Genomic DNA, 12,492 nt, shown 5'->3' with positions numbered 1-12,492 from the left:
GAACGTGATAATTCTATCAGTCAATTCTTGTCTTCAAAATTTTAACTGGTATAATGGTTTTTAAACGAAAAAAGGTGTGTACTATATGATCCATTATTCTATAGCAACTATAGAAGATTTACCTCGTATCGTGGCAATTTACAATCAATCGATTCTAACAAAACAATCAACTGCCGATGTAGCGCCCGTAACTATCGAGGATAAATTGGCATGGTTTGAAGCCCATGATCCTAAGAAACGCCCACTATGGATCATGCAAGAAGCAGGGGAAATCATTGGCTGGATCAGTTTGAGTGATTTTTATGGACGACCAGCATATGATCAAACGGTAGAAATCAGTATTTATATTGATGAGACCTATCAACATAGAGGCATTGGGCAGTATGCTATGGACTTTGTAGAAAAACAGCTCCCTCATTTAAACATTGAAACAGTGCTAGCTTTTATTTTTGATAGTAATCAAGCGAGTCAACGTTTATTTGAAAAAAATGGTTATTGTTTATGGGGGCTACTGCCTGAAGTTGCTCAAATCGATGAGAGATTGCTTGGATTAGCTATTTGGGGAAAATCGTATCGCTAATCAAATAAGCTGTAGTTTCATGAATTTTTCTGAAACTACAGCTTATTTTTCATATTACTACACAAATGAAAAAATTTGTGTTACACTCTTTTTGTGAAACAGTTTGTAAAACTGTACTAATAAAAAAGCGTTTTTCGAGAGAATGTTTAATGAAAAGGGAGTAATATTGTAATGGATGATGAAATGAAACAAGGTTCTAGAGCTGTAGTAGAAAGTTTAGCAAATCACCAAGTCGAATATGTTTTTGGGATTCCAGGAGCAAAAATCGATGGGGTGTTTAATGAGTTAGAAGATCAAGGACCAGAATTAATCGTTACGAGACATGAACAAAATGCCGCTTTTATGGCTCAAGCAATTGGACGGATCACAGGCGAGCCAGGTGTCGTCATTGCTACTAGTGGTCCTGGAGCTAGTAATTTAGCAACTGGGCTAGTGACCGCTACGGCTGAAGGTGATCCGGTTCTTGCAATTGCAGGACAAGTCAAACGAAGCGATCTACTTAAATTAACTCATCAAAGCATGGACAATGCTGCTTTATTTCAGCCAATCACTAAATATAGTGCAGAAATTCAAGATCCAGAAACAATTTCAGAAGTGATTGCCAATGCTTATCGAATGGCTAAAAGTTCGAAAAAAGGAGCAAGCTTTATTAGTATCCCACAAGATGTGGTAGATGCGACTGTAAAAAATGAAGTCATCAAACCTCTAAAAGATCCACAATTAGGTTCTGCTTCTGCTGGCGATATCGATTATTTAGCGGAACGTATTCAAGAAGCGAAATTACCTGTTTTATTAATCGGGATGCGAGGTTCAAGTAAAAAAGAAACAGCAGCGATCCGTAGATTAGTAGCAAAAACAGGCTTGCCGGTGGTAGAAACTTTCCAAGCCGCTGGTGTGATCTCTAGAAAATTAGAAAACTATTTCTTTGGCAGAGTCGGTTTGTTTAGAAATCAACCAGGAGATATGTTATTGAAACGAAGTGATCTAGTGATTGCGATTGGTTATGATCCAATCGAATATGAAGCAAGAAACTGGAATGCTGAAAAAGATGCTCGAGTAATCGTTATTGATGAAACACCAGCTGAGATTGATTCTTACATGCAGCCAGAAAGAGAATTAATCGGGGATATCTCTGAAACATTGGATCTGTTGACGGATTCTTTAACACCGCATCAAGTGTCACGTGATGCGAAAGAATACTTAGCCTTTTTGCAAAACAAATTAACTGAGCGTGATATTGTGCCAACAAAAGACCGCGAAGGAATTTTGCATCCTCTAGAAGTCATTAATACACTCCAAAATAAAGTGACAGATGAGATGACTGTTACTGTAGATGTAGGTAGTCACTACATTTGGATGGCACGTCATTTTAGAAGTTATGAAGCAAGACATCTATTATTTAGCAATGGGATGCAGACACTAGGCGTTGCTTTACCATGGGCAATCTCTGCTGCATTAGTACGTCCTAAGACACAAATCATTTCGGTATCTGGTGATGGTGGTTTCTTATTTTCTGCTCAAGATCTAGAAACAGCTGTTCGTAAAAATTTGAAGATCATTCATTTGATTTGGAACGATGGTCGTTACAATATGGTAGAATTTCAAGAAATCATGAAATACCAACGAGCTTCCGGTGTGGATTTTGGCCCGGTTGATTTTGTAAAATATGCAGAAGCTTTTGGTGCTAAGGGGCTTCGTGTGACCTCTGTCGCTGAGTTGGAACAAGCAATAGAAGAAGGATTTAAAACGCAAGGTCCAGTTATCATCGATATTCCAATCGACTACCGTGACAATGAAAAACTTGGTGAAACGATTTTACCAGATCAATTCTATTAAGGAGATGCTAAGATGAGTGAAAGAATACTTTTTCAACATGGAACACTAGGAGCATTGATGGCAGGACTAATGGATGGTACTGAGACGATTGAACAGATACTCAAACACGGGACTTTAGGTTTGGGAACGCTACATGGATTAGATGGGGAAGTCATCTTCCTAGATGGTGAAGCTTATCAAGGACGTTCCGATGGCGTAATTGTTAAGCTGACAGGAAAAGAAACCACTCCTTATGCAGCAATCACCCCATTCATTACAGATGAACGTTTTGAAGTCGAAAATCAAACAAAAGACGAAGAATTAAAACAATCAATTTTAGCCAGTCAAGCAGGAAACAACTTATTCTTAGCGATAAAAATTACTGGGCTGTTTAAAACAGTCCACACACGTATTATGCCAAAACAAGAAAAGCCTTACCGAAGATTAGCAAAAATATCAGAGTCTCAACCTGAATTTCATGAAACAAATAGTCAAGGAACGTTAGTTGGATTTTATACGCCAGAACTGTTTCAAGGAGTAGCAGCTGCTGGATTTCATTTGCACTATATCGATGAAGCTAAACAATTCGGAGGGCATGTCATTGATTTTGAGCTAACAAAAGGCACTGTCGAAATCAGTAAAATCGAAACACTTGTTCAACATTTTCCCAGCGATGATCCAACGTTTATTGGAACGACAATAGATTATGCAAACTTGGAACAAGAGATCCAGCAAGCAGAATAATTTTCTAATGAGTCCGTGCTAAAAATTAATAATGAAAGTATTTTATATTTGAAGGATGTTCTTTTCCCGTCTTTCTGTCTAGTAAGGTCAGTTTTTTCTCAATGACTAGTCAGCAAATCATTTCTAAGCTATAATTTTTTCATAGAAGGAGTGGTTGAGATGTTGTGGACAGAAAAGCAAAAAGAAGATGCCTATCAAATTTTATTATTACAGCAAAAAGGATTATTAGAGGCGGAAGATCATTGGCTAGCAAATTTAGCGAATTCTTCTGCTCTGTTGAACGAGACATTACCAGAAACAGTTTTTGCAGGTTATTACCTATATAATGGCGAAGAATTGATTTTAGGTCCATTTCAAGGTCGTGTTTCTTGTACTAGGATCACAATGGGAAAAGGGGTTTGTGGTGAGTCAGCACAAACAAAAACTACATTGATCGTTGATGATGTCAAGAAACATGAAAACTATATTTCTTGTGATTCTGCAGCTCAATCTGAAATCGTTGTGCCCATGATCAAAGAAGGACATCTGATTGGCGTTCTAGATATTGATTGTGGTGTAACAGGCGGGTATGATCATATTGATCAAGAATATCTTGAGAAATACGTAGAAATGCTTATTGATATCGTGCCTTTAGATGTTATTTCTTAAAAAATTCAATAACTTTAACAAGTGAAATCAAAAGAACGCTCGAAATAGTCGTTCTTTTGATTTTTTTCTAAAATTATAATGGTTTTTGGTTTTCATAATCTAATTTTAATGTTATTATCATTTTATAAAATGTTAGAACGATTAAAGGTGGATGAGATATGAATAACGAAGAAATCATTTTGGGACAAAAATATGCGTGTAAGCCAATCGGTTTAAAGCATGTAGTAGTAGGTGAAGTCATTAATAAATTAGAAAATTGTATCGTGTTATGTGTGGAAAAATACCAAGAAAGTGATCATGAAGAAATATTAGAAAAATGTGGGAAAGTGGTTGCGAAATATACGGATGTATATGATTTAACTACTATAGAAGCCATTTTTGAAACTTCTTCAAAAATTTATGAACCAGCGCTTGTCTCATAAATAAAAAATAGTTTAAAAGAGAAAGAGGAATAGCTTTCTCTTTTTTTTTGTTATTCAAACTTTTATGCTTTACAAGTCTCACTAAAACATTTATATTATTGATAAGTCAATAATTGACAAGTCAACGGAAGGAGGATGGAGATGGATTTAAGAAAACTCAGTCAGTTACTCTATAAAATCAAAATTATCAGTCAAGAAGGATCAGCTTTGTTCGAGAAAGAAACTGGATTCAGTTTGACGAGATATGAAATGCTGATGTTTTTATGGGAAAAAGGCAAATGCTTACAAAATCAAATTCAAACGGATCTAAAAATAGACAATGCAGCTATCTCTAGACATTTGAAGATATTGGAAGAAAAAGGCTATGTTTCACGAAAACGCAATCCAGCGAATAATCGTGAAGTATTTGTTCTACTGACGGATACAGCCAAACGAGAACTGGCTAAGTGTGAAAATAATCATCAACAGTCCGCTGACTCTTTGTGCATTTCGTTGACCGATGAAGAAATCACCGAACTAACAAAATTATTGAATAAACTTTATTAACTACATTAGGAGAAAGAAGAGAGAGAAATGAGCAAAGAATTAGTAAACAATGATTTTTCAAGTGTTGTATTTGGAAGAAAATCCGTTCGTGTATATGATGAAACGGTTAAGATTTCTCATGAAGAAATGTTAGAAATGATACAAGAAACAACAACAGCACCATCTTCAGTTAATATGCAACCATGGCGTTTTGTGGTGGTAGAAAGTGAAGAAGCAAAAGCAAAATTGAAACCATTGATCCGTTTTAACACGAGACAAAATGATACTTCATCTGCAATGGTTATGATCTTTGGGGACATGAACTGCTACGAATATGGGGAAGAAATCTATGATCAAGCAGTAGCAGAAGGTAAGATGCCGGCAGAAGTCCGAGACCAACAACTTGCTGCGATCCTTCCTTATTACCAAAACTTTACACGTGAACAAATGAATGACGTTGTGAAAATTGATGCTAGTTTAGCTGCAATGCAATTCATGCTAGTTGCTCGTAGTCACGGCTATGAAACAAATCCAATCGGGGGATTCGAAGCAGACCAATTGGCTGAAGCTTTTGATCTCGACAAGGAACGTTACGTTCCAGTGATGATCTTATCTGTTGGGAAAGCAGTAGAAGAAGGGTATGAATCTGTTCGATTGGCTCCAGAAAAAATTACAACTTTTAAATAAAGCGAGTGTGGAAAAATGATCGTTATCAATGCAAAATTTTCAATCAAACCAGAAAAAAGAAATGAATTTCTTGCGGAAGTCAGTGAACTTGTTGCAAGTACAAGAAAAGAAGACGGGTGCTTAAGCTATCAATTGTACGAATCAATCGATATTGAAAATGAATTTGTCATGGTTGAAAATTGGCGTGATCAAGCAGCGATTGAAGGACACAATCAAAGTCCGTTACTTCAACAATTATTTAAAAATATGAGTCAGTATAGTAGTAAGAAGACAGAAATAAATGTTTCTCAAACAGTAAACTAATTTTTTGATTAAAGAAGTTATGTGTTAAATCTATTTTATAAAATGTAACTAAATAATTTCCAGTTCGTCATGGTAAAATGATTAATCATTTACCGTGACGGGCTTTTTTTGTTAATCAATCATTTTTACTAAATAAACAGAATCGGATTTTAAATAACGTTTGTGAATTTTTTTAAGAATGTAAAAATCATAATTTTAATTTCTTAACTAGATATTTTTTTATTTTAACACACAGAAAACCTTGGTTTAATAATAAAATAATCTTGCGAATCTTATATGTTACAGGTAACATTAATATGTAGGTTAAACTACTACTGTTTATTTTAAATAACGTTTTTTAAGGAGGCGGATAATCGGATTCAAGTACATAAATAAAAGTAACCAACCTTAGAATAAAGTAAGAAAAAGCTAGGTTAGCCAAATTTCAAATATAACTGGGGGAGCAGATAAATTAAATGACGAAAAGAAAGCAAAATAAAAAAATAAAAAAAATGAAAACAATTATGAACTCAGCATTGTTGATGACTACTGTAGTGGGTTTGTTAGCACCGAATGTATTAGCAGCAACCAATGTCATAAGCGAAATCGAAATGATTGATGAGATGCAACAACCATCACATGATTCAGGAACATTGGACCTATCCATGCCTGAACCGGAAGTAGGACGGGTATATGTCAATGGGATAGATGTAGATACACAAAAAGTACTTTGGTTTTCAGAGGAAGTCAGTTTTGTCGGAAATGATGTATCCTTATTCGCTGAAATTGTAGAAGGGTATGAATTGATCTCTCCAGATAGAGTGACTATTTATATGGAAACGCCAGAGATGTATCACAATTTTTATTATAAAAAAATTGAAGATAGTCCTGAAGAAAGCTTCTCATCAGTCACTGTGCAGTATTTACATAATGAAACTGGTCAACCGATTGCCGAACCTACGGTAATTAATGATTTAGAGATTGGAACAGAATACATAGGAAATGCACTGGTGATTGATGGCTACACGATCGTAGGGCCTGAAACTTATACAATCAATGTTTCCGAGGATCCAAATAGCAATATCATTACTTTCCGTTATGATGAAAATCCAGTGACTAAAGAAAAAGCAGCTGTAACTGTTAAGTATATTAATGAGAAGGGGGAATCGATTGCTGAAGATAAAATAATAAGTGACCTGGAAGTCGGCTCTACACATACAGAAGAAGCGTTACTTATCGAAGGATACGAATTGCTGAGTACCAAAGTCCAAACGATAGAAATACAAAGCGAAGGCAATATCATTACATTTATATATGAAACTAAGGAAACAACGCCGCCAGAAAATGAAAAAGCCGATTTGACTGTGAAATATATTGATGAGCATGGTCAATCGATTGCTAATGATAAAATAATCCAAGACTTAGAGGTTGGCTCTACATATACGGAAGAAGCGTTACTTATCGAAGGATACGAATTGCTGAGTGCCAAAGTCCAAACGATAGAAGTACAAAGTGATGGCAACACCATTACATTTATATATAAAGCCAAAGAAACATCACCGTCAGAAAATGAAAAAGCCGATCTGACTGTCAAATATATCGATGAGCAAGGTCAATCAATTGCGGAGAAAAAAGTAATAACTGATTTAGAGATTGGGAAGATTCACAAAGAAGAAGCGTTGCTAATCAAAGGATATGAACTAGTTAATCCGAAGTTAGCGATACAAGAAGTCATGATTGAAAAGGGAACAAACACGATCACGTTTATCTATAAGAAAATCAAAACAACAGTAGCGTTAGCAGAAAACGTTGCTTTCATTTATGGTACAGAAGGAAAACAAATGACGGCGGTTATTCCAGGAGGAACAACGATGTATGTTGTTTTGAACGGGGAAATCATCGGAAAAGCCAAACAAGAAAAGGTCAATTCTTCTCGTTTAGTAGATGTAAAAGTAGAAGAACCGACGACGATTTATTTATCTAAAGCTGTAGCAAATGGGGAAACAGTTCAATACTATACAGAAAATGAAGCCGGAGAAAAATCAGTCATCTCAGAAATTACACGCCAAGAAAAGACGGATCAAACAAATAAACCAAATAAACCAACTGAGAATGACGACAACAAACAAGATCAAAGTAAAGTGGATACCACAACTGAAACGAATAAAAATAAAGAAAGTACCGAAAAGAAAGAATCAAATCAAACGTCAACTTCAAAAAATGGTAGCACCACAAAAAATAATTCTACAGGTACGACCAAAACCACCGTATCTGGAAAAGCTACTTTACCAAAAACAGGAGAGCAACAAAATCGCTTATTGCGCAGTTTAGGAATGGCACTTTTAGTAACGGTAATGGGGATCAGTTACATATTAAAGAGAAAAAATAGAATAAAACAAGATTAAAAATCATTCAATGAAAAATAACTAAAAAAACACAGACCTCCAGAAGTATCTAGATACTTCCGGGGGCCTGTGTTTTTGTTCTCGCTTCCTATTTACTGGCAGTGATAGCGGACAGGATACTTATTTTTTCGGGATCGGATAAAACTGTTAATTCTTTATTGATCTATGTGAGTAAACTTTGTCATAATGACTGAGAAATAACCAAAATCTAACTAGTTCAAGGTTGCTTATTGTTCAAATTATGCGATTTATATGTATCAGTCAGCAGGGAATGCTTAGATTCAATCGTTAGTATAGGAAAATGTTCAGAATCATTCAATTTTATAATGAGACTAGATAATAAAATTTTATCTTTCATTACTTGGTATTTTTTTTGTAAGGGATAAGCACGAGATTTTTTGTCTCCGTAGTTTCTTCCTCGCTTAAAGGAGTGAGAATAATCGTTTCATTCTTCTTACTGACTTTGTAAGACATGATGTCACTTGTAGACCAAAGTTCCTTCCAAGTCATTATATCTCCTTTAATCGTATAACGAAACTCTTCTTTTATATGCTTACTGAATTGTTTGATAAATTTCTTCATATGTACACTATTGGATTCATCGTCTACAGAGTAATCGATACTTGAAAAATCTAAGTTAAAACTAGCTTTACGGTTAGAAAAGGTAAGGGTCATTTTGGGATCATCAGTAGAGTCCGTCCCTTCAATTACCCACACATTTGCTTTTAGATCCTTAACTAAACGATTTGCTTGCTCGTCTTTTTTCCTTTGACACCCACATGCGCTAAGTAACAACAATGTGAATAAAACCAATAAACGAACGCTCTTTTTTTTCACTTGCTTTCCTCCTTTCTATTTTCTTTAGTGTTCAAGAGAAGAAGACTTGCCCTCTAAGCAAATAAAGAGTTGCGAGTGCTTAAATTAGATAAATAATCTCCCGCTTTTTAGATAATTTATAAAAATTGAAAACGTGGGCTCCTTTCGTTCAGGATCAAATTATTCTTCTCTTATCAGAAATAACGCAACCATTCAATGATGAAACATGTTTCTCGTTGTGAATATCTCTAAGTTAAGTTTAAAGCTTATCTGATTTCATGACAATCAGAAATTGAAGAAAGAGAATTGATCTTGCTCAGTGACCAATCCAAACCAAACTTGAGAAGATAATGTAAAGCGTATTTCAATTTCTGAAAACAAAAAAATGATTCATTCAAAGAAATAATTATAAAAAAAGGAAAAAAATTTGTATATTTTTGGTTAAACTATTGGAAAATAAAAAGGTATTAAATGATGTAGTGAGCGCTGAAATGACGTAAACAAGTTTCAAAATATCTTTTAGTTAGAAAGTCGTGGGTTAGCATTGAGGAGTTGATTTTTAATATCGCTGATTTTCTTTGGTAGTAGGCCAGTTCCTATCTTTTATAATCAATTATTAAATGAGGAGGGGTATGTATGTTTCTAATATTTATGTTTATCTTTTTTATTTCCGCATTCTTACTCTTGATGTATGGCGTAATTAAAAGTCGCAAAGTCACTGTTCCATTTTTTCTGCTACTTTTTTTGGGAACTTATTGTTTCTTCAACGTGGCTAAAGATGTACTAGACGAACTGGATTTGGGAAGCAAAACGTCTTTCAATCAATTAGATGATGATATTTTTGAAATTGACGATTGATGAGATAATCATAAAATGCAGTGGAATTTTTAGCATTACCAACGATATACTATTAGTAGCTATTCCTCTGAATCAAAGCGGTAGTGTGAAAAAGCGCAGATGATTTGGCTGAAGTATTAGACAGATATTATTTTTTAGAAAGAATGAAATAAAATAACAATCAAAAGAAATAATCAAGCAATTATATTTAGCATTTCAGCAGGAACAGGTTGTTATCGTCACCTTTGTGTATCAACTAATGAGACACTTGATGATTTTGCTGAGTTTATTTTAAGTGCGTTTGATTTTGTAAACGATCATGCACATGCCTTCTTTATGGACAATTACGCGTGGAGTTCTAATAATTGCTATTATATGAAAGAAATGGATGAGGATAACGAATATCTCCATACTTGTGATTGTAGACTCTATCAATTTGGACTAAAAAAAGGGGATGCTTTTAAGTTTGTATTTGATTTTGGCGATGACTGGAGATTTCAGTGTAAAGTGTTACGTGTAATTGATGATGACAGCGAGTATGAGACTGTCATAAAAAGTGTAGGTGAATCACCAGAGCAATATTTTAATTACTTTGATTAATCCAGTATTTTATTACAATCTTTATACGACTAGCAGTAACGTAATCTTTTTCTGTGCTATGGAAAAAATAGGACTAGATTTTTCAAGTAATTGAATAAAAAATTGTTGTGTATATGTTTTGATAGCGGTGAATCTTACTAACATCAAAAGTATAGAGTCAACTTTTATCAACAGTTCGAATTCTGGTCAACTTTCTAGAACAATAAAAAAACTTGCTAAATCATTAATCGATTAAGTAAGTTTTTTTATTGAGAGGGTACAAGAGATAGTGCATTTACATTCGCAGCATGTCGTTTATTACTTTATCAAACGACTAGTAAAATTTTTGTAGCAGATATAGTTTTTACTATATCCATTTAAGGAATTGTGTTATTTAAAACGATGAAGGATTGTATGCAATGAAAATATATTGGATGTTGTATTTGCAAATTCTAAACAAATCATTTTGTAGTTCTGTTCATCGGACTGATGATTTGTAATGAGTCAGAACAATGTACAGGAGAAGCATCAAGGTATTATCGACAAATCAATAAATGTTATGAGCGACGTAGAGACAATCAAATGCACTGTAGTAAAAATGAGAAGAGAGTCGGGGAAACAGAACATTTAGCTGTTGAAAGTCATTTGAAGGATAGCGCTACTTGATTTGAGCAGTAGGATAAATGATTGGTTAGGATATTAATTCTGTATCTCTTAATTTGGCACAACCACTATTAAATCTGTGTTATACTAAGTTATATTTCGAGATAAAGAGGAGTTAATTGGGTGGTATGATTAAAAAAATTAAGAGCAACAGACATTTATTTATTGTTTTATTTTGTATTTTTGGTTTTATGCTTCTTTTAAATAGTATGTCTCCTTTGGTACACGACGATTATTACTATTTTGTAAAGACTTCAAGCATAAAAACAATTTTGTTTGATGAGTATCAACAATATATGACTTGGACTGGGAGATCGGTAGTCCATATTATTTTTCGTTTTTTTACTAAACTTCCAAAAATATATTTTAATGTGTATAATTCTTGCATGTTTTCCCTATTGGTTTATCAAATTATTATGTTTTCTTCCATAGTAAAAGAGCGAACTACTAAGAATGTTTATCTAAAAGCGTTTATCATCTTTGCATTAATGTGGACATTTACCCCAGCTTTCAATAATGTTTACTTATGGTTGGCTGGTTCTGTAAATTATCTCACTGCAATGGTGATTATGTTATCTTTTATTCTGGTTTATCATCGATATATAGCAGAATCTGAAGAACAAAATAATAGTCTTTTTAAAACAATAGGCATGCTTCTTTTAGGTATAGTAGCTGGTTGGTGTAACGAAAATACCTCCGGAGGAACGTTGTTCATTGTTATAGCATATACTGTTCTTTCCTATTTTTATAAGAAGAAAAAAATTGAAAAATGGATGATCGCAGGTATTGTTGGAAATATTGTAGGTTTTCTTTTTATGGTTATGGCACCTGGGAACGATATCAGAGCGACTTATTTTCATAGAAGTACGCTTTCAACTGCTTGGAAAATTCTTGATGCAATCCCTGCAATCAGTCATGCGTTACAGGATAATGCCATGTTCCCTCTAACGATAGGATTAGCTTTGCTTGTTTTATCATACTTAAATAGTAGTTTTACACTTAGTAATATTCTAAGTTCGTTATTTTTCGTGGGAGGTATATTGACAATAGGAGTGCTTGCAATTTCTCCAACTGCATTATCTTGGTCTAGATCTTATTTTGGAGGAGTTATTTTTCTTTTCATATCTATAGTAATTAGTCTTTTTGAATTATTAACAAATTTTGATAGAAGCAATAAAGTTGTTTTTTCTATGATTTTCAGTTATTTACTAGTTAGTTTTTTATTATTGTTTTTCAATGGAACTGCAGACATCTATAAAAATTATGTAAGTTATAGTCGCCAAACTGAATCCATTAAAAAGCAAATGAAGAGTGGCGAAATGGATATAGTTGTTCCACCATTAAATTATAAGACACAAACAATTTATCCAGTTCACAATGATGGTGATATTACTATGGATAAGAATAACGAGAGAAATAGAAGCGTTGCTGCATATTGGGGAGTAAACAGTATTCGACTAGAAGAAAAAACAGAATAGTGGATTCAAAT

At 34.0% G+C, this 12,492-nt stretch carries 13 protein-coding genes; 12 read left to right on the top strand and 1 reads right to left on the bottom strand.

Annotated elements, in window-relative coordinates; genetic code table 11:
• The first annotated feature begins 85 nt into the window (after nt 1–85).
• The 9 genes from AB5M32_RS04005 (at nt 86) to AB5M32_RS03965 (ending at nt 8,108) form a co-directional block, all read left to right on the top strand.
• Nucleotides 86–580 carry a GNAT family N-acetyltransferase gene (locus AB5M32_RS04005; RefSeq protein WP_178285904.1) on the top strand — a complete coding sequence of 165 codons (495 nt, stop codon included), beginning with the start codon at nt 86–88 and terminating at the stop codon, nt 578–580.
• A 171-nt stretch (nt 581–751) separates the two neighbouring features.
• Nucleotides 752–2,416: an acetolactate synthase AlsS gene (gene alsS, locus AB5M32_RS04000; protein WP_034866860.1), complete on the top strand. Its 1,665-nt coding sequence runs from the start codon at nt 752–754 to the stop codon at nt 2,414–2,416.
• Between the two features lie 12 nt (nt 2,417–2,428).
• Nucleotides 2,429–3,139, top strand: a complete 711-nt coding sequence (gene budA, locus AB5M32_RS03995) for an acetolactate decarboxylase (RefSeq protein WP_178285906.1) — start codon at nt 2,429–2,431, stop codon at nt 3,137–3,139.
• Between the two features lie 162 nt (nt 3,140–3,301).
• Nucleotides 3,302–3,787, top strand: a complete 486-nt coding sequence (locus AB5M32_RS03990) for a GAF domain-containing protein (RefSeq protein ID WP_025480112.1) — start codon at nt 3,302–3,304, stop codon at nt 3,785–3,787.
• A 158-nt stretch (nt 3,788–3,945) separates the two neighbouring features.
• Nucleotides 3,946–4,209 (top strand): hypothetical protein, encoded by a 264-nt coding sequence (locus AB5M32_RS03985; RefSeq protein WP_010718428.1) that lies wholly within the window; start codon nt 3,946–3,948, stop codon nt 4,207–4,209.
• 141 nt (nt 4,210–4,350) lie between these two features.
• On the top strand, nt 4,351–4,755 hold the full coding sequence (locus AB5M32_RS03980) for a MarR family winged helix-turn-helix transcriptional regulator (RefSeq protein WP_010737892.1): 405 nt from the start codon (nt 4,351–4,353) through the stop codon (nt 4,753–4,755).
• A 27-nt stretch (nt 4,756–4,782) separates the two neighbouring features.
• Nucleotides 4,783–5,421, top strand: a complete 639-nt coding sequence (locus AB5M32_RS03975) for a nitroreductase family protein (RefSeq protein ID WP_088745752.1) — start codon at nt 4,783–4,785, stop codon at nt 5,419–5,421.
• A 15-nt stretch (nt 5,422–5,436) separates the two neighbouring features.
• The gene (locus tag AB5M32_RS03970) at nt 5,437–5,724 is read left to right on the top strand and encodes a putative quinol monooxygenase (RefSeq protein WP_063627329.1); all 288 of its coding nucleotides are present in this window, start codon (nt 5,437–5,439) and stop codon (nt 5,722–5,724) included.
• Nucleotides 5,725–6,179: 455 nt separating this feature from the next.
• On the top strand, nt 6,180–8,108 hold the full coding sequence (locus AB5M32_RS03965) for a MucBP domain-containing protein (RefSeq protein ID WP_368024340.1): 1,929 nt from the start codon (nt 6,180–6,182) through the stop codon (nt 8,106–8,108).
• A gap of 357 nt (nt 8,109–8,465) precedes the next feature.
• Here the strand turns inward: AB5M32_RS03965 and AB5M32_RS03960 are convergent, their stop codons facing one another.
• A complete protein-coding gene (locus tag AB5M32_RS03960; RefSeq protein ID WP_063627326.1) occupies nt 8,466–8,945 on the bottom strand; it encodes a hypothetical protein in 480 nt (159 codons plus the stop codon).
• Nucleotides 8,946–9,560: 615 nt separating this feature from the next.
• Between AB5M32_RS03960 and AB5M32_RS03955 the strand changes: the two genes are divergently transcribed.
• The 3 genes from AB5M32_RS03955 (at nt 9,561) to AB5M32_RS03945 (ending at nt 12,481) form a co-directional block, all read left to right on the top strand.
• A complete protein-coding gene (locus tag AB5M32_RS03955) occupies nt 9,561–9,782 on the top strand; it encodes a hypothetical protein (RefSeq protein WP_053766632.1) in 222 nt (73 codons plus the stop codon).
• Nucleotides 9,783–9,935: 153 nt separating this feature from the next.
• Nucleotides 9,936–10,361 (top strand): hypothetical protein, encoded by a 426-nt coding sequence (locus AB5M32_RS03950; RefSeq protein ID WP_368024361.1) that lies wholly within the window; start codon nt 9,936–9,938, stop codon nt 10,359–10,361.
• A gap of 770 nt (nt 10,362–11,131) precedes the next feature.
• Entirely contained in the window at nt 11,132–12,481 is a 1,350-nt protein-coding gene (locus AB5M32_RS03945) for a DUF6056 family protein (RefSeq protein ID WP_034700773.1), read from the top strand.
• The last annotated feature ends 11 nt before the right edge of the window (nt 12,482–12,492 follow it).

The sequence above is a fragment of the Enterococcus sp. C57 genome (assembly GCF_040887305.1).
In the GTDB taxonomy this organism is placed as follows: domain Bacteria; phylum Bacillota; class Bacilli; order Lactobacillales; family Enterococcaceae; genus Enterococcus_B; species Enterococcus_B hirae.
The sequence above is the reverse complement of the archived record's forward strand: the minus strand, read 5'-3'. Positions and strand labels throughout refer to the sequence as shown.